This window comes from Pseudomonas sp. C8002, assembly GCF_013385765.1.
GTDB lineage: Bacteria > Pseudomonadota > Gammaproteobacteria > Pseudomonadales > Pseudomonadaceae > Aquipseudomonas.
Genome location: NZ_JACAPJ010000012.1, coordinates 65,447 through 88,799, shown reverse-complemented (window position 1 = coordinate 88,799; position 23,353 = coordinate 65,447). Strand labels below are relative to the sequence as shown.

The 23,353-nt window shown below is 62.2% G+C and carries 26 protein-coding genes; 15 read left to right on the top strand and 11 right to left on the bottom strand.

Going from position 1 to position 23,353, the window contains the following annotated elements; translation table 11 throughout:
• Nucleotides 1-64: 64 nt before the first annotated feature.
• The 10 genes from HX814_RS18190 to HX814_RS18145 all read left to right on the top strand — a co-directional run bounded on the left by HX814_RS18190 (nucleotide 65) and on the right by HX814_RS18145 (nucleotide 11,594).
• Entirely contained in the window at nucleotides 65-2,107 is a 2,043-nt protein-coding gene (locus HX814_RS18190; RefSeq protein ID WP_177008866.1) for an acetoacetate--CoA ligase, read from the top strand.
• Nucleotides 2,104-3,288, top strand: a complete 1,185-nt coding sequence (locus HX814_RS18185) for a thiolase domain-containing protein (protein WP_008436509.1) — start codon at nucleotides 2,104-2,106, stop codon at nucleotides 3,286-3,288. Before HX814_RS18190 ends, HX814_RS18185 begins: the two co-directional genes overlap by 4 nt.
• A 1-nt stretch (nucleotide 3,289) precedes the next feature.
• Nucleotides 3,290-3,676, top strand: coding sequence for a Zn-ribbon domain-containing OB-fold protein (locus tag HX814_RS18180; protein WP_177008867.1), 387 nt, complete (start codon nucleotides 3,290-3,292; stop codon nucleotides 3,674-3,676).
• A 124-nt stretch (nucleotides 3,677-3,800) separates the two neighbouring features.
• Nucleotides 3,801-4,445 carry an NAD(P)H-dependent oxidoreductase gene (locus HX814_RS18175; protein ID WP_177008868.1) on the top strand — a complete coding sequence of 215 codons (645 nt, stop codon included), beginning with the start codon at nucleotides 3,801-3,803 and terminating at the stop codon, nucleotides 4,443-4,445.
• Nucleotides 4,384-4,776, top strand: coding sequence for a MerR family transcriptional regulator (locus tag HX814_RS18170; protein WP_177008869.1), 393 nt, complete (start codon nucleotides 4,384-4,386; stop codon nucleotides 4,774-4,776). Before HX814_RS18175 ends, HX814_RS18170 begins: the two co-directional genes overlap by 62 nt.
• Before the next feature lie 416 nt (nucleotides 4,777-5,192).
• Complete coding sequence (locus tag HX814_RS18165) at nucleotides 5,193-6,332, top strand: Fic family protein (RefSeq protein ID WP_177008870.1); 1,140 nt, start codon at nucleotides 5,193-5,195, stop codon at nucleotides 6,330-6,332.
• An 88-nt stretch (nucleotides 6,333-6,420) separates the two neighbouring features.
• Entirely contained in the window at nucleotides 6,421-6,663 is a 243-nt protein-coding gene (locus HX814_RS18160; protein WP_003209964.1) for an exodeoxyribonuclease VII small subunit, read from the top strand.
• Nucleotides 6,660-7,547 (top strand): (2E,6E)-farnesyl diphosphate synthase, encoded by an 888-nt coding sequence (ispA, locus tag HX814_RS18155; RefSeq protein WP_177008871.1) that lies wholly within the window; start codon nucleotides 6,660-6,662, stop codon nucleotides 7,545-7,547. The genes HX814_RS18160 and ispA overlap by 4 nt, the downstream gene beginning before the upstream one ends.
• 110 nt (nucleotides 7,548-7,657) lie before the next feature.
• Complete coding sequence (gene dxs / locus HX814_RS18150) at nucleotides 7,658-9,556, top strand: 1-deoxy-D-xylulose-5-phosphate synthase (RefSeq protein WP_008436502.1); 1,899 nt, start codon at nucleotides 7,658-7,660, stop codon at nucleotides 9,554-9,556.
• Between the two features lie 142 nt (nucleotides 9,557-9,698).
• A complete protein-coding gene (locus HX814_RS18145; protein WP_177008872.1) occupies nucleotides 9,699-11,594 on the top strand; it encodes a TonB-dependent receptor domain-containing protein in 1,896 nt (631 codons plus the stop codon).
• 107 nt (nucleotides 11,595-11,701) lie between these two features.
• On the opposite strand, the gene HX814_RS18140 is transcribed toward HX814_RS18145, so the two are convergent.
• From HX814_RS18140 to nrdR, 10 genes are all read right to left on the bottom strand, one after another.
• A complete protein-coding gene (locus HX814_RS18140) occupies nucleotides 11,702-12,499 on the bottom strand; it encodes a cobalamin-binding protein (protein ID WP_177008873.1) in 798 nt (265 codons plus the stop codon).
• Nucleotides 12,499-12,918, bottom strand: coding sequence for a nuclear FMR1 interacting 1 family protein (locus tag HX814_RS18135; RefSeq protein ID WP_003209980.1), 420 nt, complete (start codon nucleotides 12,916-12,918; stop codon nucleotides 12,499-12,501). Before HX814_RS18135 ends, HX814_RS18140 begins: the two co-directional genes overlap by 1 nt.
• A complete protein-coding gene (ribA, locus tag HX814_RS18130) occupies nucleotides 12,915-13,532 on the bottom strand; it encodes a GTP cyclohydrolase II (RefSeq protein WP_003209983.1) in 618 nt (205 codons plus the stop codon). Before ribA ends, HX814_RS18135 begins: the two co-directional genes overlap by 4 nt.
• Nucleotides 13,533-13,660: 128 nt before the next feature.
• Nucleotides 13,661-14,614 (bottom strand): thiamine-phosphate kinase, encoded by a 954-nt coding sequence (gene thiL, locus HX814_RS18125; RefSeq protein WP_087692351.1) that lies wholly within the window; start codon nucleotides 14,612-14,614, stop codon nucleotides 13,661-13,663.
• 18 nt (nucleotides 14,615-14,632) lie between these two features.
• Nucleotides 14,633-15,133: a transcription antitermination factor NusB gene (gene nusB, locus HX814_RS18120; protein WP_003209985.1), complete on the bottom strand. Its 501-nt coding sequence runs from the start codon at nucleotides 15,131-15,133 to the stop codon at nucleotides 14,633-14,635.
• On the bottom strand, nucleotides 15,130-15,606 hold the full coding sequence (gene ribE, locus HX814_RS18115) for a 6,7-dimethyl-8-ribityllumazine synthase (protein ID WP_003209986.1): 477 nt from the start codon (nucleotides 15,604-15,606) through the stop codon (nucleotides 15,130-15,132). Before ribE ends, nusB begins: the two co-directional genes overlap by 4 nt.
• A 90-nt stretch (nucleotides 15,607-15,696) precedes the next feature.
• Entirely contained in the window at nucleotides 15,697-16,788 is a 1,092-nt protein-coding gene (ribBA, locus tag HX814_RS18110) for a bifunctional 3,4-dihydroxy-2-butanone-4-phosphate synthase/GTP cyclohydrolase II (RefSeq protein WP_003209987.1), read from the bottom strand.
• A gap of 16 nt (nucleotides 16,789-16,804) precedes the next feature.
• A complete protein-coding gene (locus tag HX814_RS18105) occupies nucleotides 16,805-17,482 on the bottom strand; it encodes a riboflavin synthase (RefSeq protein WP_003209988.1) in 678 nt (225 codons plus the stop codon).
• Nucleotides 17,483-17,516: 34 nt separating this feature from the next.
• Nucleotides 17,517-18,653 carry a bifunctional diaminohydroxyphosphoribosylaminopyrimidine deaminase/5-amino-6-(5-phosphoribosylamino)uracil reductase RibD gene (gene ribD / locus HX814_RS18100; protein WP_003209989.1) on the bottom strand — a complete coding sequence of 379 codons (1,137 nt, stop codon included), beginning with the start codon at nucleotides 18,651-18,653 and terminating at the stop codon, nucleotides 17,517-17,519.
• Nucleotides 18,650-19,120, bottom strand: coding sequence for a transcriptional regulator NrdR (nrdR, locus tag HX814_RS18095; RefSeq protein WP_003209990.1), 471 nt, complete (start codon nucleotides 19,118-19,120; stop codon nucleotides 18,650-18,652). Before nrdR ends, ribD begins: the two co-directional genes overlap by 4 nt.
• 139 nt (nucleotides 19,121-19,259) lie before the next feature.
• Between nrdR and HX814_RS18090 the strand changes: the two genes are divergently transcribed.
• The 3 genes from HX814_RS18090 (at nucleotide 19,260) to trxA (ending at nucleotide 21,396) form a co-directional block, all read left to right on the top strand.
• Nucleotides 19,260-19,718 (top strand): YbaY family lipoprotein, encoded by a 459-nt coding sequence (locus HX814_RS18090; protein ID WP_003209991.1) that lies wholly within the window; start codon nucleotides 19,260-19,262, stop codon nucleotides 19,716-19,718.
• Nucleotides 19,715-20,371 carry a methyltransferase gene (locus tag HX814_RS18085; RefSeq protein WP_177008874.1) on the top strand — a complete coding sequence of 219 codons (657 nt, stop codon included), beginning with the start codon at nucleotides 19,715-19,717 and terminating at the stop codon, nucleotides 20,369-20,371. Before HX814_RS18090 ends, HX814_RS18085 begins: the two co-directional genes overlap by 4 nt.
• A 152-nt stretch (nucleotides 20,372-20,523) precedes the next feature.
• Complete coding sequence (trxA, locus tag HX814_RS18080; RefSeq protein WP_177008875.1) at nucleotides 20,524-21,396, top strand: thioredoxin; 873 nt, start codon at nucleotides 20,524-20,526, stop codon at nucleotides 21,394-21,396.
• Between the two features lie 3 nt (nucleotides 21,397-21,399).
• Here the strand turns inward: trxA and HX814_RS18075 are convergent, their stop codons facing one another.
• Nucleotides 21,400-21,747, bottom strand: coding sequence for a hypothetical protein (locus HX814_RS18075; protein ID WP_003209997.1), 348 nt, complete (start codon nucleotides 21,745-21,747; stop codon nucleotides 21,400-21,402).
• A 135-nt stretch (nucleotides 21,748-21,882) separates the two neighbouring features.
• Between HX814_RS18075 and HX814_RS18070 the strand changes: the two genes are divergently transcribed.
• A complete protein-coding gene (locus HX814_RS18070) occupies nucleotides 21,883-22,494 on the top strand; it encodes a DUF2796 domain-containing protein (protein ID WP_177008876.1) in 612 nt (203 codons plus the stop codon).
• A 148-nt stretch (nucleotides 22,495-22,642) separates the two neighbouring features.
• Complete coding sequence (locus HX814_RS18065) at nucleotides 22,643-23,353, top strand: ABC transporter ATP-binding protein (protein WP_177008877.1); 711 nt, start codon at nucleotides 22,643-22,645, stop codon at nucleotides 23,351-23,353.

The window sequence follows — 23,353 nt, the reverse complement described above, 5'->3', positions numbered from 1 at the left end:
TTAAGATCCGTCACGCATGAAACCCAATGACCCTTAATAAAAATAACGTCAGAGGTCTTTTATCGTGGCGAACGCTTTCCCGTTTTCTGATCCTGTCCGTCATGGGCAACTGCTGTGGCAGCCTAGCCCCGGGCACATACAACAGGCCCGCCTTACCCGTTACCTGAATTGGCTGCAGCAGGAACGAGATATTACCTTCACCGATTACCACGCCTTGTGGCGCTGGTCCGTCAACGACCTGGACGCCTTCTGGCAATCCATCTGGGATCATTTCCACGTACAGGCCTCCAGCCCTCCCCGCGCCGTTCTGGGCGCCCGCACGATGCCAGGGGCGCAGTGGTTTCCGGGGGCCCAGCTGAATTTCGTCGAACATATTCTGCGTAACGAGCGAGAAAACAGTGATGCCCTGCTGTACGTGAGTGAAACCGATACGTTGCAAGGCATGCCCTGGCCCGACTTCGCCAACCAGGTGCGCACCCTGGCGACTTATTTGCGCGAGCTGGGAATAAGACCTGGCGACCGGGTTGTGGCTTACCTGCCTAATATCCCCGAAGCCATGATCGCCCTGTGTGCCAGTGCTGCCATAGGGGCAATCTGGTCGAGTTGCTCACCGGACTTTGGTGCCGATGGCGTATTGGATCGGGTCCGACAACTGGCACCCAAGGTGCTCTTCGCCGTGGACGGTTACCGCTATGGTGGGAAAGCATTCGACCGTCGTGAACAGGTCCAACGGATCGTTCGGGAGCTGGGCAGTATCGAGCAATTGATCATGCTGCCCACGCTCTTCCCCCAAGAGTCGATCACCGTTCAGGGCGCAGTCGATTGGCGCAACCTGCACCTTCGCCCGATCGTCCCGGCCGCCGACTTCCAGTGTGAGCAACTGCCCTTCGACCACCCGTTGTGGGTGCTGTTTTCTTCCGGCACCACGGGGCTTCCCAAAGCGATCGTGCACAGCCATGGCGGCATTTTGCTGGAGCAATTGAAAGCCCTGCATCTGCACCTGGATTTTCGCCCTGGCGATACCGCGTTCTTCTTCACCACCACCGGCTGGATGATGTGGAATACCTTGTTCTGCACGTTGCTCTGCGACGTACGCCCAGTGCTGTACGACGGCCATCCCACCTGGCCGAACACCGATACGTTATGGCAAGTGGCGCAAGACAGCCGTGCGAGTTTTTTCGGCACCAGCCCCACCTACATCGAGCTGATGAAACGTCAGGGCGTGGTTCCCGGCCAGCGCTTCGATCTTTCGGCACTGCGCACTGTCATGCCCGTGGGGTCACCGGTTTCACCTGAGTGCAATGCCTGGTTCTATCGCCACCTCAAACCCGACGTATGGGTCGCCACCGGCAGCGGCGGTACCGATATCTGCAGCGGCCTGGTCAGTGGGGTGCCCACGTTGGCCGTGTATGCCGGCGAAATCCAGGCACGTGCCCTGGGCGTGGCGGCGCATGCATTCGACGACCAAGGCAAGGCCGCCATCGATCAAGTCGGCGAGTTGGCAGTGACGGCGCCAATGCCTTCGATGCCGGTGTACTTCTGGAACGATCCCACCGGCGAGCGTTACCGCGACAGCTATTTCCAGGCCTGGCCCGGCGTATGGCGCCATGGTGATTTCTTCCTGGTCAACGGCCGTGGCGGTTGCCAGGTGCTGGGGCGCTCGGACGCGACGCTTAATCGCTTTGGCGTGCGTATCGGCACCGCCGAAATCTACCGTGCGCTGGAACAGATCGAGGCCATCGAGGACTCGCTGATCGTCAATCTGGACTTGCCTGAAGGTGGGTTCTTCATGCCGCTGTTTGTCCAGCTACGCCCTGGGATTCAGTTGGACGCAGGCCTTGAACGGCACATCAGCGAGTGCCTGAGCCAAACCTGTACACGCCGACATGTCCCGGATCGCATACACGCGGTGCCCATGATTCCCACGACGTTGACGGGAAAGAAAATGGAGGTGCCAGTGCGGCGGATTTTGATGGGCCATGACCCGGCAAAAGTGGCCAATCCAAGTGCCATGCGAGACCCGCACGCATTGGCGTTTTTTATCGATTACGCAGGCCAGCAAACCGACTATCCAATGCCTTTACCGCTGGGAGACATCGAATCATGAGCCTTAAAGCAAAAGCGTTTATCGTCGGGGCTTATGAACACCCTACCCGCCACGCCGTGGACCGCTCCCTCGCCCAACTGCATGCCGACGTCGCACGCGGCGCCCTGGACGACGCAGGATTGAGCATCAACGATGTCGACGGCTACTTCTGCGCGGGAGACGTACCGGGATGGGACTCCCAAGGCGTCGGCCCGTTTTCCGTGGTCGAATATTTGGGCATCAAACCTCGGCACATAGAAACCACAGAAAGCTGGGGTTCGTCCTACATCCAACACGTTGCACAGGCTACACGTGCCATCGCCGAAGGCCGGTGCAAGGTGGCGCTGATTACCCAGGCCGGACGTCCACGCGCCGAGCGCCAGCGGCCGGACAGCAGTCAGCTCAAGCAACCGCAGAGCGCCTGCGAAGCACCATTTGAAATGCCCTACGGCGCCGCCGTGACCAATCTCTACGCCATGTGCGCCATGCGTCACAGCCACGAACATGGCACCAGCGCCGAGCAACTGGCCTGGATCAAAGTCGCTGCGTCACACCATGCCCAGTACAACCCCAACGCGATGCTGCCCAAGGTCGTCAGTGTTGAAGACGTGCTGAACTCGCCACTGATCGCGGCCCCATTACGCAGGTTGGACTGCTGTGTCATCAGCGACGGCGGCGGAGCGCTGGTACTGGCGCATCCGTCCATCGCCCGCGCACTCAAGCGGCCGCTGATCACACCCATCGGCTCAGGCTATTCGGTCAACCATTTGAACGGCGGCTACTTCGACCTGCTCTCCAGCGGCGGCATCCAGTCCGGGGCTGACGCCTTTGCCGAGGCTCGACTCAAGCCCAGCGATATCCGCTACGCCTCACTCTACGACAGCTTCACCATCACCGTATTGATCCAGCTGGAAAACCTCGGATTTTGCCCACCCGGCCAAGGTGGCGTCTTTGTCGCCGATGGCAAGCTGATCAGTGGCGAAGGCCCACTGGCGGTGAATACCGATGGCGGCGGCCTCTGCAACAATCACCCGGGAAACCGGGGCGGCATGACCAAATTGATCGAAGCCGTCCGCCAATTGCGCGGTGAAGCCCACCCGGCGGTTCAGTTGCCCGATTGCACCTTGGCATTGGCTCACGGCACCGGTGGCCTGCTGGGCTCACGACATGGCAGTGCCACCCTTATTCTTGAGCGACTCTGACATGCACCTCAAACCACCTCAAATCACCCCGGAAAGCGCGCCGTTCTGGGACGCCGCCAATCAAGGAAAACTGCTGCTGCGCCGCTGCCTCGATACCGGCAAGCCTTACTACTACCCGCGTGATCACAGCCCGTTTACCGGCTCGACGTCCACCGACTGGATCGTCGCCAGCGGCGACGCGACGCTGTATAGCTTCAGTTACAGTCGGCGAGAAGGCCACGTTCACTGCATTGCCTACGTGACCCTGAACGAGGGCCCTACGATTTTGTCGGCAATAGACTGCGAGGACCCACAACAACTGCGCATTGGCCAGCGACTCAAGGTCGCCTTCTACACCTGCGAGACAGGACAAAATGTACCGGTCTTCCTGCCGGTCGGCAGCGTTTAACTATCACGGGCAGGGCTAGGTCAGCCAGATCGCCTACCCTTGCCCATACCGTAGAGCAAGCGCTTGACTCTCCCCCTAAGGTCACACCTCACCCTGAAACCCCAGTTTTCAGGACCGCACCACCATGAGCCAACGCATCCTGGTCATCCTCGGCCACCCTTCCAGCACCAGCTTCTGCTCGGCCCTCACCGACACCTACATCACCAGCGCCAAAAACGCCGGCCACGAAGTACGCATCCTGCGTCTGGGTGAACTGGCCTTCGACCCCATCCTCCACAACGGCTACAACCAGGCCCAACCTCTGGAACCCGACCTGATTAGCGCGCAATCCGACATCCTGTGGGCCAATCACCTGACGTTTGTTTTCCCCGTCTGGTGGGGTGGAATCCCTGCGTTGATGAAAGGTTTTATCGACCGAATTTTCCTATCCGGTTTCGCCTTCAAATACCGCAAGGGAAAGGCCTTCCCCGACAAACTCCTGAAGGGCAGAACCGCGCACTTGCTGGTGACCCTGGACACACCGCCGTGGTATTACAGGTGGTTCTACCGCATGCCCGCGCTGCACCAGATACGCAAGACAACGCTGGAGTTTTGTGGCATCCAGCCGATCAAGACGTTGCAGTTCGGGCCGGTGCTTGGCTCTACGCCAGCACAGCGGGAACAGTGGCTGAAACAGGCCGGCGCACTCTTTGGGAAAAGGACTTTTCATGTACATCGGCAAAGCCGCGCAACTGTCGGGCACAACCATCAAGGCGATTCGTCACTATGAGGCCATCGGCCTGTTGCCGCCGCCGCAGCGGGAAGGTCGTTATCGGATTTACTCCACGCAAAGTGTCGAACTGCTGACGTTCATCAAGTGCGCCCAGCAGTTGGGTTTCAAGCTCAAGGAGTTGCAGGCGATTCTGGGCGGGCATCCTGGTGATGGGTTGCCCTGGGAGCTGGCGGACAAGGCAATCACCAACAAAAAGCAGGAACTGGTGAGGCAAATCGAAGCGCTGCAGAAGATGCACGGGGGATTGGTCGAATTTGAGGCCAGTCTCAAGGATGCTCAGGGCCAATGCACCGCACCACTGAAAACGCCACTGCCGTCAATGAGCTGAATCGCTGTTTTACGTAGTACCGGGCAGCGGCTCGGAACAGAAAAAGCTTCGCAAGTAATGGAGTGGTTTCCGGCCGCACTGGGAAAGGTCCACTTCGAGCGCGATTGGCAATGGCGTGCTGGCGGGAAGTTGGACGGCGATTACCGGCGTGTGGGACGCCATCAAGCAAGTACAGGAGATCTTCAAGGACGCCGGCAAGCTGTTTGAAAGCCTGGGGGCGACAGCCAGCGAATCGATGGAGCTGGCGAGTACTGCGCCAAAGGTTATGGAACAGGCGATCCTGCTGGCCAGTGATGAGGCGGCGCTGTACCTGATGTGCGCATCTGACTGGACAGTGAGCCGAATAGCTCACACAATCGGCTCACCAAATGAGCCGAATAAGCCTTCTATTCGGCTCACATACCGAGCATGCCTCCATGGATCACCCGAACTGGATCTGGCAACAACCCGACTGGCCGCACTTTCACTGGCAACCAGAGCGCCTCGCAGCGTTGTTGCGCGAGTGCACGCAGGCGCAAGGAAAGTTGCTGGGCATGCTCGGTTCGGTCAGCCAGGCCCAGAGTTCAGAGAATGAACTGGATGCGTTGCTGCAAAACATTCTGACCTCCTCGGCAATCGAGGGTGAGCAACTGAATATGGGTTCCGTACGTTCCTCTTTGGCCCGACGCCTGGGCCTGGAGCAATTGCAAGACGGCTCAGTGAGCCGACGCAGCGAGGGTCTGGCTGACTTGATGCTGGACGCCACGCAACAGTTTGCTCAACCGTTTACCCTCACCCGTCTATTCAAATGGCATCGATGGTTGTTTCCCGCCGAGGAAGCCCGCTTTTCCACCCATGGCTTGAACGTAGGCGCGCTAAGGGGGGATGAGCCCATGCAGGTTGTGTCGGGACGACTGGACCGACCCACTGTGCATTTCGAGGCACCACCCCGCCAAGGACTGGAGCAGTCGCTGGACGATTTCATCGAATGGTTTGAAGCCAGCCGGAATCATGCGGCCCTTGACCCATTGCTCCGCGCAGGCCTGGCGCATTTCTGGTTCGTCACCCTGCACCCCTTCGATGATGGCAACGGTCGTCTGACGCGGGCTATTACTGACCTCGCGCTTGCCCAGGCGGAGAACCAGGCGATCCGCTTCTACGCCATGTCGGCAAGCATCCTTGAAGACCGGGCAGGCTATTACCGTGCACTGGAAACCAGTCAAAAAGCCACGCTGGATGTCACCGATTGGCTAGAGTGGTTCCTGCAAACCCTGCTTCGTAGCCTGCAGCAGGCGATGGCGCGGATCGACCGGGTGCTGGGTAAAACTCGCTTCTGGCAACGGCATCGAGACCACGCACTCAGCGCCGAGCAGACAAAAGTCTTGAATCGCTTGCTCGACGGCGGCGAGAAGGGCTTTGAGCACGGGATCAGCGCGGCCCAATATCAAGCGGTGGCCAAAGTGTCCAAGGCCACGGCGACCCGACATCTGGCCGATCTTCTGGAAAAAAACTGCCTGGTTCGGCTACCCGGCGGCGGCCGCAGCACCCGCTATCAAATCAACACTCAAGGCGATTGATTTTCAAGGCAAATCCCCCCACTCATTTGCCCCAATCCCCCATGTCTGCTAGTGTCGCGCCGGTTTACCGTCTACCGGAATAGCCGCCATGGCCCGCAAAAAAGTTGCACTCGATTTCGAACAATCCCTCGCCGACCTGCAAACCCTGGTCGAGCGTATGGAGAACGGCGAGTTGTCGCTGGAAGACTCGTTGACCGCATTCGAGCAAGGCATCGGCCTGACCCGCGACTGCCAGAGCGCCCTGGCGCAGGCGGAGCAGAAGGTCCAGGTGTTGCTGGAACGCGATGGGGAGTTGGCCGAAGAACCTTTCGATGCGGAACAGCCTGAATGATCGACGCTTATCAGGCCGACAGCCAGGCCCGGGTCAATGCTGCGCTGGAACCGCTGTTTGTCGCGCCCAGCCCTGAGCTGAACCGCCTGTATGAGGCCATGCGCTACAGCGTGATGAACGGTGGCAAGCGGGTTCGCCCGTTGCTCGCCTATGCGGCCTGTGAAGCCCTCGGCGCCCAGGCGGAGGAAGCCAACGGCGCCGCCTGTGCGGTGGAGTTGATCCACGCTTACTCCCTGGTACACGACGATTTGCCGGCGATGGACGACGACGATCTGCGTCGCGGCCAGCCCACTACCCATAAAGCCTTTGATGAAGCCTGCGCGATTCTCGCCGGTGACGGCCTGCAAAGCCTGGCGTTCAGCGCCCTGCTGGACCCGCGCCTGAGCAGCGTCAACGCCGAGATCCGTCTGCGCATGGTTACCGCGCTGGCGCTGGCCGCAGGGCCTGCCGGCATGGTCGGCGGCCAGGCGATTGACCTGGGTTCGGTCGGTTTGAAGCTCGATCAACAAGCCCTGGAATACATGCACCGCCACAAGACCGGCGCGCTGATCGAGGCCGCCGTGCACCTCGGCGCCCTGGCCAGTGGCCTCGCCGAAGCTGCGCAACTGGCGGCGCTGCAAACCTACGCGCGGGCCATCGGCCTGGCGTTCCAGGTGCAGGACGATATTCTCGACGTTGAAAGCGATACCGCGACCCTCGGCAAGCGCCAGGGTGCTGATATCGCACGGGACAAGCCGACTTATCCTTCGCTTCTTGGGCTGGAAGCCGCCAAGGCGTACGCCCTGGAGCTGCGGGACCAGGCCCTGGATGCCCTGCGACCTTTCGACGCGGCTGCCGAGCCACTGCGTGACCTGGCGCGGTATATCGTCGAACGTCGCCACTGACAACAGCGGCCTTTTCCACCGCATATCAGCCAAGTTCGGCGCTCTGCGTGGGCAGTTTGCGATGCTTGAGGTAAACTGCCGCCTCTTCTATACCTATAACGATTCGCCTGATGCCCACGACGTTTCAAGAGATTCCCCGCAAGCGCCCGGCCACGCCCCTGCTGGACCGTGCCAACACGCCAGCCGGCCTGCGCCGCCTGGGTGAAGCCGAGCTGGAAACCCTGGCCGATGAGTTGCGCCTGGAATTGCTCTACACGGTCGGCCAGACCGGTGGGCATTTCGGTGCCGGCCTGGGCGTCATCGAGCTGACCATTGCGCTGCATTACGTATTCGACACTCCGGACGACCGGCTGGTGTGGGACGTGGGTCATCAGGCCTATCCGCACAAGATTCTCACCGGACGCCGCGAGCGCATGGCCACACTGCGCCAGAAGGATGGCATCGCCGCCTTCCCGCGCCGCTCCGAGAGCGAGTACGACACCTTTGGCGTCGGCCACTCCAGCACCTCTATCAGTGCAGCGCTGGGCATGGCGATTGCCGCCCGCCTGCAAAACAGCGATCGCAAGGCGATTGCGGTGATCGGTGATGGCGCGTTGACCGCCGGCATGGCCTTCGAGGCGCTGAACCACGCACCGGAAGTGGACGCCAACATGCTGGTGATCCTCAACGACAACGACATGTCGATCTCGCGCAATGTCGGTGGCCTGTCGAATTACCTGGCAAAAATCCTTTCCAGCCGCACCTACGCAAGCATGCGTGAAGGCAGCAAGAAGGTGCTCTCGCGTCTGCCCGGCGCGTGGGAAATTGCCCGTCGTACCGAAGAATATGCCAAGGGCATGCTGGTTCCCGGCACCCTGTTCGAAGAGTTGGGTTGGAACTACATCGGCCCGATCGACGGCCATGACCTGCCAACCCTGATCGCCACCCTGCGCAACATGCGTGACCTTAAAGGCCCGCAGTTCCTGCATATCGTGACCAAGAAAGGCAAAGGCTTCGCCCCGGCGGAAGTCGACCCGATTGGTTACCACGCGATCACCAAGCTGGAACCGCTGAACGCCCCGGCCGCCGCGCCGAAGAAGCCCAGCGGGCCAAAGTATTCCGGTGTGTTCGGCGAATGGCTGTGTGACATGGCCGCCGCCGACCCGCGCCTGGTGGGCATCACCCCGGCGATGAAGGAAGGTTCCGACCTGGTGGCGTTCAGCGAGCGTTTCCCGCTGCGCTATTTCGACGTGGCCATCGCCGAGCAACATGCGGTGACCTTCGCCGCGGGCATGGCCTGTGAAGGCGCCAAGCCGGTGGTAGCGATCTACTCCACGTTCCTGCAACGCGGTTATGACCAGTTGATTCATGACGTCGCGGTGCAGAACCTCGACGTGCTGTTCGCCATCGACCGTGCGGGCCTGGTGGGCGAAGACGGCCCGACCCATGCCGGCAGCTTCGACCTCTCGTACCTGCGCTGCATCCCCGGCATGCTGGTGATGACCCCGAGCGACGAGAACGAACTGCGCAAGATGCTCAGCACCGGCCACCTGTACAACGGCCCGGCGGCTGTGCGCTATCCGCGGGGGAATGGTCCGAATGCGGTGATCGAAAAGGACCTTGAGCCTATCGAAATCGGCAAGGGTATCGTCCGCCGCCAGGGCAGCGGCGTTGCCTTGCTGGTGTTCGGCGTGCAATTGGCTGAAGCCTTGAAAGTGGCCGAGAAGATCGACGCCACGGTGGTAGACATGCGTTTCGTCAAGCCACTGGACGAGGCCTTGGTGCGCGAGATCGCCGGCAGCCATGAGCTGCTGGTGACCATCGAAGAAAACGCCATCATGGGCGGCGCCGGTGCGGCAGTCAGTGAGTTCCTGGCACGGGAGAATATCCTCAAGTCGGTGCTGCACCTGGGCCTGCCGGATGTGTATGTCGAGCATGCCAAGCCGGCGCAGATGCTGGCTGAGTGCGGGCTGGATGAATCCGGGATTGAAGCTTCGGTTCGTCAGCGCATGGCCCTGCTGGGCCTGTAGAAACGCGATTAAAAATGTGGGAGCGGGCTTGCTCGCGAAAGCGCTGGGTCAGTCGACAGATGCATTGACTGACACTGCGCCTTCGCGAGTAAGCCCGCTCCCACATTTGTTTTATGCCAACTTCAAATGCTACGGACAGCCCATGAACCGCCTTCGCCTCGCCCTGCCCCTTCTGTTACTGCCCGCCACCGACCTGCTCGCCGACAGTTTCGAACGCGACCAAGCCCTCAAGCTGCCCGACATGGTGATCAGCGCCAACCGCCAGGTCCAGGCGCGCAACGACAGCAGCGCCGCCAACACCGTCTTCACCCGCGACGACATCGACCGCCTGCAACCCACCAGCGTGACCGACTTGCTCAGCCGCGTGCCCGGCGTGCAGGTTTCACAGGCCGGTGGCCGTGGCAGCCTGGCAAGCGTCTACATTCGTGGCACCAAGTCGGCCCAGAGCCTGGTGCTGGTCGACGGCCAGCGCATCGGCAACTCGACTTCCGGCGACAGTAACCTGCAGCACCTGAACATCCAGCAGATCGAACGCGTAGAAGTCCTGCGTGGTTCGCGCTCGGTGATCTACGGCAGCGATGCGATTGGCGGGGTGATTCAGATTTTCACCCGGCGTGGTAACGAGTCCGGCCTGCAACCCCGCCTGCATGTGGGATTTGGCAGCAACCAGACGTGGGAACGCAGCCTGGGCTTGTCCGGCGGCGATGCGCAAACTCGCTTCAACCTCGGCGCCAGCCTGGATGACACGGCTGGAATCAATCGCACGTACGACTCCTATCCCAGCGACCGTGACCATGACGCCTATCGCAACCAGGCCATCAGTTTCAGCCTGAGCCATGCCTTCAACGATGACCTCGAAGCGGGTGTGAACGTGCTGGATAACCGCGGCAAAAGCGAATTCGACAACCCGTTCGGTCGCTTCGATTCGACCACCTTCCAAAGCTTCCAGCAAAAGCCCTACACCCACTTCACCGTGAGCAGTGTCAGCACCTATGTTGACGCGCGTATCAATGACACGTGGAAGTCCCGGCTGGAAGCGGGCCACAGCGAAAACCGCGAAGAAACCCGGGACAAGCTCAGCACCGAACGCAGCGTGTTCAACACTTACCGCAACTCACTGAATTGGCAGAACGACCTGACCCTCAATGAGCAGAACAGCCTGATACTGGGCGGCGACTGGTACGAGGACCAGGTCAACAGCAGCACCGCGTTCGCCGAAGACAGTCGCTGGAATCGAGCGGCGTTTATCCAGCACCGTTTTCAAGCCCAGTCCTTTTCCACTGAACTGGGCCTGCGTCGCGACGATAACCAACAGTTCGGCGGCCACAACAGTTGGAGCGGCACCTTCACCCTGCCGCTGACCCCGGACAATGATCTGTTGCTGAGCTACAGCGAAGGCTTCCGCGCGCCTACGTTCAACGACCTCTACTACCCGGACGAATTCGGCTTCAAAAACAGTAACCCGAACCTCAAGCCCGAGACATCGAAAAGCTACGAAGTGCAATGGCGCAGCCAGCTCAGCGACAGCAGCCGACTGGAAGCCTCGCTGTACCGCACCGATATTCAGGACGCGATCGTGTTTGCCAGCAACGGCCCGCAAAACGTCAGCGCCGCACGCATCAACGGCTTCGAGGCGGCGCTCAAGCAAGAACTGTTCGGCTGGCAAAGCAGCCTCGCCGTTGCATTGATCGACCCACGCGACCGCGACACCGGGCGCACACTGGCACGTCGAGCCCGGCGCACCCTGAGCCTGGACCTGGATCGCCAATTCGATCAATTCGGCGTCGGCGCCAGCTGGCAAGCGGTCAGCAGCAGCTACGACGATGCGGCGAACCAGCAACGCCTGGGCGGGTATGGCTTGCTGGGGCTACGGGGCAGTTGGGCGGTGAACCATGAAGTCACGCTGGAAATGAAGCTCGATAACCTGCTGAACAAGGACTACAGCCGGGCGCTGTATCAGTATCAAGGCCAGCAATATGGCTATCGGGAAGAAGGCCGGGCACTGATGTTCGGGGTGACCTGGACGCCGGAACTCTAAGTCGTCTGCACCGGCCTCATCGCGGGCAAGCCCGGCTCCCACAGGGGACCGTGCTTATCCAGACGACTCGGTCAAATGTGGGAGCTGGCGTGCCTGCGATAGCGGTCTCACAGCCCCGGAGCAAGAACCTGACACAACCGCGCCACCGCCTGCAGCATCTGCCCGCTGGGCCGTTCCAGGCCCTTGTCAGGCACCACCAGCAAACGCCCGCCAGCCACCGCCGCCACCTGGGGCCAGGCTTTCCAGGCATCCAGCTGCGCTTGATCGCCCGCCAGAATCACCTCGGGATTACGCTGCAACACCGACTCAATACTGACCTGCGGTGCCGGTAATTTCAGGTCATCGAACACATTGCGCGCGCCGCACACACTCAGCGCATCGCTGATGATCTGCCCGCCACCCACGGTGTACAGCGGCTGGTTCCACACCTGATAAAACACCCGCAACGGCTCGGCCCGCTGATAGCGCGAGCGCAATTCGACCAAGCGCTGACGCAACTGCGCGGCCAATTGCCGGCCGGCGTCATCCCGCCCGAGTTGCCGGGCAATGGTTTCGACCTGTGAGGTGAGTTGTTCGAGGCTGTGGGGTTCGGCGACAAATACCGGGATGTTCAGGCGTTGCAGCTGTTCACGCTGGCCCGGGCCGACGCTGCCGGGCCAAAGCAGGATCAGGTCGGGCTTGAGGCTGAGCAGCCGCTCCATGTCCAACTGCCCGTAGTTGCCCACAGACGGCACGTTCGCCAACGCCTGTGGCCGCTCGCCGCCATCCAGCACGCCCACCAGCAAATCGGCGGCGCCCAGTTCAACGACGATTTCAGACAACGAAGGCGCAAGGCTGACCACCCGCTCGACCGCCGCAGCCTGGGCCGCGACAACCAGCAGCCACACCGCCAGCCAGACGCGCATCAACCCAACTGGCGCGGGATGCGGTAGAGGTAGAACAGCACCAGGGTCGACAGTGCCAACAGAAACAGCGGCACCGCTTCCAGCCCGACAAACACTGCCAGCGCGCCGACCCAGGCCGGCAGTGCAGCCACCAGCAACGCCACACGACGGCGGGCCGCGAGGGTGATCCAGGCAGCCGGCTCTTCAGGGGTATCGAGGGCTTTGCCGGTGGCGATCAGCGCGTGTTTATAGCCGTGGAAGTAACGCAGGCTGACAAACATCGAGGCTACGCCGGCGATAAAAAACGGCATCGCCAGCACCGGCAGCAAGGGCTCGGCCTTGCCAAACACCAGGTTGATCACAAACAACGGCACCAACGCCAACGCCAGGTATTGCCACCAGTTAAACGACAGCCGCCGCTTGACCTGGCCGCGCGTCACGCCCGGTCGGCCTCGCCCTGGTGCTCGTTGCCCATCATGTGGTCGAGCTTGCTGGCCTTGGTGGCCAGGTAGAGCTTGTTGTGCGGGTTGTGGCCGGTGTGCAGCGGCACGCGCTCGGCGACGGTGATGCCCATGTCGGTCAAGGCTTTGACCTTGCGCGGGTTGTTGGTCATCAGGCGCAGGGATTTGACGCCCAGGTGCTGGAGCATCGGCAGGCAGATCCCATAGTCGCGCTGGTCAGCGGCAAAACCGAGGCGCTCGTTGGCTTCCACAGTGTCGGCGCCGCCATCTTGCAGCTCATAGGCGCGGATCTTGTTCAGCAGGCCAATGCCACGGCCTTCCTGACGCAGGTACAGCAACACGCCACGGCCTTCGCGGGCGATGGCCTGCAGGGCGGCTTCCAGTTGTGAGCCGCAGTCACAGCGCTGGCTGAACAGCGCATCGCCGGTCAGGCACTCGGAGTGCACGCGACCGAGGACCGGGGCACCGTCCGCCACGTCACCGAGGCTGAGAACAACGTGTTCGCGCCCGGTGGCTTCTTCAAGAAAGCCATTCATGGTGAACGTGGCAAAAGGGGTTGGCAGCTTGGAAGCGGCGACGAAAACGACGGGCACCTTGTGCTCCTGATTTCAGATTTCACAGGGGAGGGATTGTAACAGTAGGTTCCTACAGACGCTTAAGCTGAATTATCGCTGATAAAGATCAATAGGTTCGATTGGCCTTCAGCTTGGTTCTATGCCTTTCAGAAATGTTGATAGCCACGAATGGCCGGCGTGACGTCCTGGCCAGACGCATCCAGCAGGGTAACGCCCTGCCCCGCCTCGACCCGGCCGATTACATGGACCGGTACACCGGCGGCCAACAGCGGCGCCAGTTCGGCGGGCGGCAAGGTGAACGCCAGTACGTAGTCGTCCCCCCCGCTCAACGCGGCCACCCGGGCATCCGCCTCACCGACGAACGCCAGCAAGGCGGCGGACAACGGCAGTTTTTGCTGCTCGATCAACAAGCTGACAGCCGACGCCTTGGCGATATGCCCGCAATCAGCCAAAAGGCCGTCGGAAATATCCATGGCAGACGTGGCCTTGCCCCGCAACGCCAAGCCCAGCGCCAACTGCGGTTGCGGCGACCAGTAATGGGCCAGCAGCGGCTCGGCGATAGCCGCCTCCGCCGTGCGCTGCCCCAGCACCAGCGGCAAGGCGCCCGCTGCGTTACCCAGCTCACCGCCCACACACAGCAAGTCGCCGGGCCGCGCGCCGCTGCGGGTCAAGGCCTGGCCCGCCGGCACCCGGCCAAACACGGTCATGGTCAGGCTCAGCGGCCCACGGGTGGTGTCGCCGCCCACCAGAACCACGCCACAACCCTGCGCCATGGCGTTCAAGCCCTGGGCATAGCGTTGCAGCCAATCGGCATCAACCGTCGGGGTGGTGAGGGCAAGGGTAAACGCGAGGGGATTGGCGCCCATGGCCGCCAGATCGCTGACTGCCACGGCCAGCGAGCGCTGGCCGAGCAGAAACGGATCGCAGGGGTCGGCAAAATGCACGCCGGCCACCAGGGTATCGGTAGAAATCGCCAGCTGTTCCCCGGGAGGAACAGCCAGCAAGGCGCAGTCGTCGCCAATCCCCAGTGCAATGCCTTCGCCGCCCTGCGCACAGGGCGCGGCGGCGAAGTAGTTGCGGATCAGCTCAAACTCGCCCATTGCGTCAGCAAGCGCCAGTTAGCGCTTGTACGCCTTCACTTCGGCTTCACGCAGGCGCGGGGCCAGCTTGTCGAGCACGCCGTTGACGAACTTGTGACCGTCGGTGGAACCGTAGACTTTCGCCAGTTCGATCCCTTCGTTGATCACAACGCGGTAAGGCACGTCGACGCGCTTGAGCAGTTCCCAGGTGGACAGGCGCAGTACGGCCAGTTCAACCGGGTCCAGCTCTTCGATCGCCAGGTCCAGGCACGGCGTCAGTGCAGCGTCGATCTCCGCCAGGTTGGCCGGAACACCGTGCAGGATGTCGTGGAAGTAGCTGGCATCGGCCGCGCTGAAATCGTTGTCGACGCGAAACTGCGCCTCGATTTCGTTCAGCGAGGTTTTCGCCATGTGGCGCTGGTACAAAGCCTGGGTCGCGAGCTGGCGGGCCGAACGACGCTTTTCGCTTTTCGATGGCTTGCCGGCGTCTGCCGGGCGCGGGTCCTGGGGGTTGAACTGATCGCTGTCGTCGCTAATCACTTGGCCTCCAACTGCGCCAGCAGGCTGACCATTTCCAGGGCGGACAGGGCAGCTTCAGCACCTTTGTTGCCGGCCTTGGTGCCGGAACGCTCGATGGCTTGTTCGATGGAATCAACGGTCAGCACGCCAAAGGCGACCGGCACGCCGAACTCCATGGACACTTGGGCCAGGCCCTTGGTGCATTCGCCAGCCACGTATTCGAAGTGCGGAGTGCCGCCACGAATGACCGCGCCCAGGGCGATGATCGCCGCGTATTCACCCTGCTGTGCAACTTTCTGCGCAACCAGTGGAATTTCGAAGGCGCCAGGAGCGCGGATGATAGTGATGTCGCTTTCGCTCACACCGTGGCGAACCAGGGCATCCACGGCACCGCTTACCAGGCTTTCAACCACGAAGCTGTTGAAGCGGCCAACCACCAGGGCATAGCGGCCTTTGGGGGCGATGAAGGTACCTTCGATGGTCTTCAGGGTCATTCGACAAATCTCTTAAAGAGCCGGGACGCGCTTAGTGCGCGCCCCTCAGTGATATTTGAACCGCGAACAAGGGGCAAACAACGCCGGCCTTTATTCGGAGGGCACGTATTCTACTACTTCCAGGTCGAAACCGGATATGGCATTAAATTTCATTGGCGCACTCATCAGGCGCATTTTGCGCACGCCCAGGTCCCGCAGGATCTGCGAACCGGCCCCGACGATGCTGTAGGTGGTCGGTTTTTTCACCGGCGCGTGGTCGGCGGTTTCGCGGATATGCGCCAGCAGCACGTCGCCATCCAGCGGATGGCCCAGCAGCAACACCACACCGCTGCCGGCCTCGGACACCGCGGACATCGCGGCCCGCAGGCTCCAGCGCCCCGGTTGCTTGACCATCAGCAGGTCGCGCAGCGGGTCCATGTTGTGCACCCGCACCAGGGTTGGCTCTTCAGCGCAGATGGTGCCCAGGGTCAGGGCCATGTGCACGTCGCCTTCCACGGAATCACGATAGGTCACCAGGTTGAACTGGCCCAGTTCGCTGTCCAGCGGCTGCTCGGCAATCCGCTGAACGGTACGTTCGTGGATCATCCGGTAGTGGATCAGGTCGGCAATGGTGCCGATCTTGATGTTGTGCAGCGCGGCAAATTCTTCCAGCTCGGCGCGACGGGACATGGTGCCGTCGTCGTTCATCACTTCGCAGATCACACCGCTCGGCTCGAAACCGGCCATGCGCGCCAGGTCGCAGGCCGCTTCGGTGTGGCCGGCGCGAGCCAGGGTGCCACCCGGCTGGGCCATCAGCGGGAAGATGTGGCCCGGGCTGACGATGTCTTCGGCCTTGGCGTCTTTCGCGGCAGCGGCTTGTACGGTGCGGGCGCGGTCAGCAGCGGAGATGCCAGTGGTGACACCGGTGGTGGCTTCGATGGACACGGTGAACTTGGTGCCAAACCCGGAACCATTGCGCGGCGCCATCAACGGCAGCTTCAGCAGCTCGCAGCGCTCGCGGCTCATCGGCATGCAGATCAGGCCACGGGCGTGCTTGGCCATGAAGTTGATGTGTTCCGGCTGGCAGCACTCGGCGGCCATGATCAGGTCGCCTTCGTTCTCGCGGTCTTCGTCATCCATGAGGATGACCATCTTGCCTTGGCGGATGTCTTCAACCAGTTCTTCGATGCTGTTGAGCGCCACGCGGCACCCCCTTGGGTCAGGATTTAAGGTAGCCGTTAGCGGCTAAAAAACTTTCAGTGATGTTCCCGGCGGGCCCTTGAAGAGAGTCAGACTCTGCGGCCTTATCGCCCAACAACAGGCGCTCCAGGTAACGGGCAAGCAAGTCCACTTCCAGGTTCACCCGGCGACCCGGCTGGTACGACGCCATGATCGTTTCGCTCAGGGTGTGGGGAATGATGGTCAGTTCAAATTCGGCGCCATTCACGGCGTTCACCGTCAGGCTCGTGCCGTCGACGGTGATCGAGCCTTTGTGGGCGATGTACTTGGCCAGCTCTTTCGGTGCGCGAATGCGAAATTCCACGGCACGCGCGTTTTCGCTGCGGGCAACCACTTCGCCGACACCGTCGACGTGGCCGCTGACCAGGTGCCCACCGAGGCGTGTGGTCGGGGTCAGGGCTTTTTCCAGGTTCACCGGGCTGCCGCTCTTGAGGTCGTTCATCGCGGTGCAGTCCAGGGTTTCCCGGCTGACATCGGCGGCAAAGCCGTTGCCAGGCAACTCGATGACGGTCAGGCACACACCGCTGACGGCGATGCTGTCGCCCAGTTTGACGTCGCTCAGGTCGAGCTTGCCGGTTTCAACCAGCAGGCGTACATCGCCGCCTTTTGGGGTCATTGCACGGATGCTGCCGATGGATTCGATAATGCCGGTGAACATGCCGTTCTCCTGAAGACGTGGCGCAGGCCGGGAATTATACGCTCGCTGATGGCAGAGGGATGGCAGTGACTCTCCAGTCATCGCCAACAGCGCGCATTTCAGTGATCTTGAGTTGGGGGGCGTCGGCCAGTTTCTCAAGCGGCCAGTCCAGCAAAGGCCGGGCGGCAGAGCCAAGAAACTTGCCGGCGACGAATATCACGTACTCGTCCACCAGCCCTTGCTGGGCGAAGGCACCCGCCAGGCTTGGGCCGGCTTCCACCAACACTTCGTTGACACCACGGGCCGCCAGGGCCACCAGCGCGGAACGCAGGTCGACCTGGCCGTCGACACCCGGCACCACCAGGCACTCGGGGCCTGTGGGGTACTGGTTGTCCGGCGTCACGCAGGTGATGACCAGCGCGGGGCCAGCCTTGAAGAACGGCGCATTCAGCGGCACCCGCAGGCGGCCGTCGATCAGCACACGCAGCGGCGGACGGGACATCGCCAGGGCGGTGGTTTCTTCATCCAGGCCCAGTTCGGCGGCGCGCACGGTCAGGCGAGCACCATCGGCCAGCACCGTGTCGGCGCCGGTCAGCACCACACTGGCCTGGGCACGCAGGCGCTGCACAGCGGCACGGGCGGCCGGGCCGGTGATCCATTGGCTTTCGCCGTTGGCCATCGCGGTGCGACCGTCCAGGCTCATGGCCAACTTGACCCGCACAAACGGCAGGCCATGCTCCATGCGCTTGAGAAAGCCCGGGTTAAGCGCCCGCGCTTCGTTTTCCAGCAAGCCGCTGTGGGTCTCGATCCCGGCCTGGGCCAGGCGGCGCATGCCACGCCCGGCGACTTCCGGATTCGGGTCCTGCATCGCTGCCACCACACGGGCCAGGCCGGCATTCACCAAGGCATCGGCGCACGGCGGTGTGTGCCCGTGGTGGCTGCACGGTTCAAGGGTCACGTAGGCCGTGGCGCCCCGGGCCTTGTCGCCCGCTGCCCGCAGGGCATGGACTTCCGCATGGGGTTCGCCGGTGCGCACGTGCCAGCCTTCGCCGACAACCTGCCCGTCACGCACGATCACGCAGCCAACCCGGGGGTTGGGGTGGGTGGTGTACAGGCCCTTGCGCGCCAATTCCAGGGCACGGGCCATGTAATGGGCGTCGAGTACCGCTTGTTCTGCCGAAGGTGGGTTCATTCTTTTACCGGCTCACGGGCCAGGCGGTCGATCTCTTCGCGGAACTCGTTGAGGTCCTGGAAGCGTCGATACACCGAGGCGAAACGGATATAGGCGACTTCGTCGAGCTTTTGCAGCTCGCCCATCACCAGTTCTCCAACCACCAGGGATTTGACTTCGCGCTCGCCGGTGGCGCGCAGCTTGTGCTTGATATGCACCAGTGCCGCTTCCAGCCGCTCGACACTCACCGGGCGTTTTTCCAGGGCGCGCTGCATTCCGGCGCGCAGTTTTTCTTCGTCGAAGGGCTGGCGACTGCCGTCGGTCTTGATCAGACGTGGCAATACCAGTTCGGCGGTTTCGAAGGTGGTGAAACGTTCACCGCAGCCAGAGGCCAGGCATTCACGCCGGCGACGCACCTGTTCGCCCTCGGCGACCAGACGCGAGTCAATGACCTTGGTGTCGTTGGCACCGCAGAAGGGACAGTGCATGGTGGCAGGCAACAAAAAATGGGAGGGCCATGGTAGCGCATCCCTGTGGCAAGACAAGCCATAGCCTTTACGGTATATAGGCTGACTATTATGTTTCATATTTTTTAAGCCACGGATTTTGTCCTTTCTGGAGCCGTACATGCAGTTACGACCACTTGTTTTGCTCACGTTGCTCGGTTTTCTGGTCGCCTGCAGCAGCCATGCCCCAAAACCTGCGGCGCCGGCTCCGGCACCGCAACAAGAGAAAAAACTGCCGGGTGTGGAAGAAGATCTCGGCCCGTTGCCCGCCTACCAGCGTGAAGTCAGCGGCCAATTGAACGGTATACCGGCGGGTGCCGAAGTCGAACTGGCGCTGCTGGTGATCGACGACCGTTCGCGCCCGCAACAACTGCTGGCCAGCAGCGTGCTGATCGGCAACAACAAGCCCCTGGCCTTCCGCCTGCGCTTCAACCCGCAAGCGTTCCCGGCGGGCGGGCGCGTTGAATTGCGTGGTCGCGCCAGCCAGTCCGGCCAGTTGATCCTGCACCTGCCGCCGGTGCGCATCACCCAGGCGATCACCCAGACCACCGGGCCGCTGCAACTCGTTCCCGCACCATGACGCCACCGCTGGACCTGCAACGCGCACTGAGCGAACTGATCGGCGACGCCCAACTGGTGCCCTGCCCGCTGCCAGGCACCGAGTTGTCGCTGTGGTTACTGGACGCCGACAACATGGACCGCGCCTTCAGCCCCGAAGAAACCCGGCGCATCCTGCATGAGCCGCCGTACTGGAGCTTTTGCTGGGCCAGTGGCCTGGCGCTGGCGCGATACCTGGCGGCCAACCCCGAGTGGGTCGCGGGTAAGCGGGTGCTGGATTTCGGCGCAGGTTCGGGTGTTGCCGGGATTGCTGCGGTAAAAGCCGGCGCTTTGGAAGTGGTGGCGTGCGACCTGGATCCGCTGGCCCTGGCTGCCTGCCGGGCGAATGCCGAACTCAACGGCGTAACACTGGGCTATTCAGATGACTTCTTCACCGAAGCCGACCGGTTTGACCTGATCCTGGTCGCCGATGTGCTGTACGACCGGGCGAACCTGCCGCTGCTGGATCAATTCCTGACACGCGGCCGCGAAGCGCTGGTCGCCGATTCCCGGGTTCGGGACTTCCAGCACCCGGAGTATCAGCGCCTGGGTATCCTCGACGCCCTGACACTGCCCGACCTGGCCGAGCCGTGGGAGTTTCGCAAGGTGAGCCTGTACCATTCGCAGCGCGCTTGAGAGCATCGCGGGCAAGCCCGCTCCCACATTTGAAATGCATTCCCCTGTGGGAGCTGGCTTGCCTGCGATTGCGATCCTGAGACCGCCCCGCTTTCAGCTAACCCCACCAACCCTTATAGTTGCCCCATCCCCTGCTTTCTTCGAGATTCCCCATGAGTGAGCCCACGCCGTACATCTTCGATGCCACCACCGCCACCTTCGATCAGGCGGTGATCCAGAACTCCTTCGAAAAACCCGTGCTGGTGGATTTCTGGGCCGAGTGGTGCGCGCCGTGCAAGGCGTTGATGCCGATGCTCGCGCAGATTGCCGAGAGTTATCAGGGTGAGTTGCTGCTGGCCAAGGTCGATTGCGATGCCGAGCCGGACGTGGTCTCGCGCTTTGGCATTCGCAGCCTGCCGACCGTGGTGCTGTTCAAGGATGGCCAGCCAGTGGATGGGTTTGCCGGTGCGCAGCCTGAATCCGCCGTGCGCGCGATGCTGGAACCCCATGTGCAGATGCCACCACCGGCGGCTGCCGATCCACTGGAGCAGGCCCAGGCGCTGTTTGCCGAAGGCCGTATCACCGACGCCGAGGCCGTGCTGGTCACCCTGCTTGGCGAAGACAACACCAACGCCGCCGCGCTGATCCTGTACGCACGCTGCCTGGCCGAGCGCGGTGAACTGGGCGAAGCGCAAACCGTGCTCGACGCCGTCAAGAGCGATGATCACAAGGCCGCACTGGCCGGCGCCAAGGCGCAGATCACTTTCCTGCGCCAGGCCGCCGACCTGCCGGACGCCGCAGACCTGAAAGCCCGCCTGGCGCAAAACCCGCAGGATGACGCGGCGGTGTACCAACTGGCCGTGCAACAACTGGCGCGCCAGCAATACGACGCCGCGCTGGATGGCTTGCTCAAGCTGTTCATCCGCAACCGCAGCTACAGCGAAGGCCTGCCCCACAAGACGCTGTTGCAGGTGTTCGAACTGCTCGGCAACGATCATCCGCTGGTCACCGTGTACCGCCGCAAGCTGTTCGCCGCGCTGTATTAAGCCTTACTCGATCCAGCTGTACAGTGGCGTATCCCCGCCGCTGGCTACCTTGACCTTGGCGCTATGGCGCAGGCGCACCAGCAGGCGCTTGCCCGCCGAGGCGCTGCCGGCCAGGCCTTCCAGCTGATCAAGCAATTCCAGGCCGTTGAGTTGCCCGGCCTTGCGCAGCAAATCCTGGGCGGCCTGCCACAGGCTCTCGTCCAGGTTACCCGCCGCCGGCGTCACTACCGGTTCCGCACTCGGGGTTTTGCTGGCCTGCAACTGCGCACCCAGCCGGGCCCAGTCGCCGTCATCCAGCTCCAGGGTCAAGTCCACCGGCAGGTCACCGACGGTTCCACGAATTCTCAACATCGCACTTACTCCCGCACTTTTCTGACGAGCATGCTCCCACGCGTCTTGCGCTACGCCAAGCAGGCGGTCAAACTCCTCGCAAAATTGTTATAAGATCACATAACAAAACTTTCATCTTTGTCCGGGAGCTCCACCATGCGCCGTTTGCTGCTCGCTTTGCCGTTTGCCCTGTTGCCACTGGCCATCGCCCACGCTGCCGACGAGCACGACCATGATCACGAGCACGGCAGCCTCGGTGCCCACGAACACGGCGTGGGTCGCCTCAATGCGGTGCTCGACGGCCAGGCCCTGGAGCTGGAACTGGACAGCCCGGCGATGAACCTGGTGGGCTTCGAACACCTCGCCACCACCCCTGCCGACAAAGCCAAGGTCGCCGCCGCCCGTAAGCAACTGGAGCAACCCTTGGTGCTGTTCAGCCTGCCCAAGGCCGCCGGTTGCGTGATCAGCACCCAGGAACTGAACAGCCCGCTGTTCGGCGACAAGCCTGAAGCCGACCACGATGAAGACGATGACGACCACGCCACCGATGGCAAAGGCGCCGCCGCCCACGAACATCACCACGACCACAGCGAAATCCACGCTCACTACCAGTTCACTTGCGCCACGCCGACCGCCCTGAGCAACCTCGACCTGACCCAGGTGTTCAAGACCTTCCCCGCCACCCAGAAAATTCAGGTACAACTCATTGGCCCGAGCGGCCAGCAGGGTGTGGAAGCGACGGCCACAGCAGCCACCCTGAAATTCTGATGTAAACACCACACTGTAGGAGCTGGCTTGCCTGCGATGCAGACGCCGCGGTGCTCCAGAAACACCGCGGTGATGCCATCGCAGGCAAGCCAGCTCCTACAGTTGATCGGTGTCATCATCCAAATCGAGCCAGACCACTGACCTCCCTATGACCCAAGCACTTATCGAACTGTCTGACCTGGGCTTCAATTGGCCCGGTCACCCACAGTTGCTGGACATCCCCACGTTCAGCCTGGAGCCGGGGGAAACCCTGTTCCTCAAGGGCCCCAGCGGCAGTGGCAAGACCACCCTGCTGGGCCTGTTGGGTGGTGTGCAAAAGCCCAGTCGCGGCAGTATTCGCCTGCTCGGCCAGGAACTGACCGAACTCTCGGCCGGCGCCCGCGACCGTTTCCGGGTCGACCACACCGGCTACATCTTCCAGCAGTTCAACCTGTTGCCGTTTCTCTCGGTGCGCGAGAACGTCGAGTTGCCCTGCCACTTTTCAACGTTACGGGCACAGCGGGCAATCCAGCGTCACGGCAGCGTCGACCAGGCTGCCGCGACCTTGCTCGCCCACCTGGGCCTGAAGGACAAGAGCCTGCTGGAGCGCCGCGCCGACTCCCTGTCCATCGGCCAGCAACAACGGGTGGCCGCTGCCCGTGCGCTGATCGGCCAGCCGGAGCTGGTGATCGCCGACGAGCCGACCTCGGCCCTGGACTACGACGCCCGGGAAGCCTTCATTCAGTTGCTGTTCGCCGAATGCCGCGAAGCAGGCGCCAGCCTGTTGTTCGTCAGCCATGACCAGAGCCTGGCGCCGCTGTTCGACCGCAACCTGTCGCTGGCCGAACTCAATCGCGCCGCCACGCCCGCAGAGGTTTGA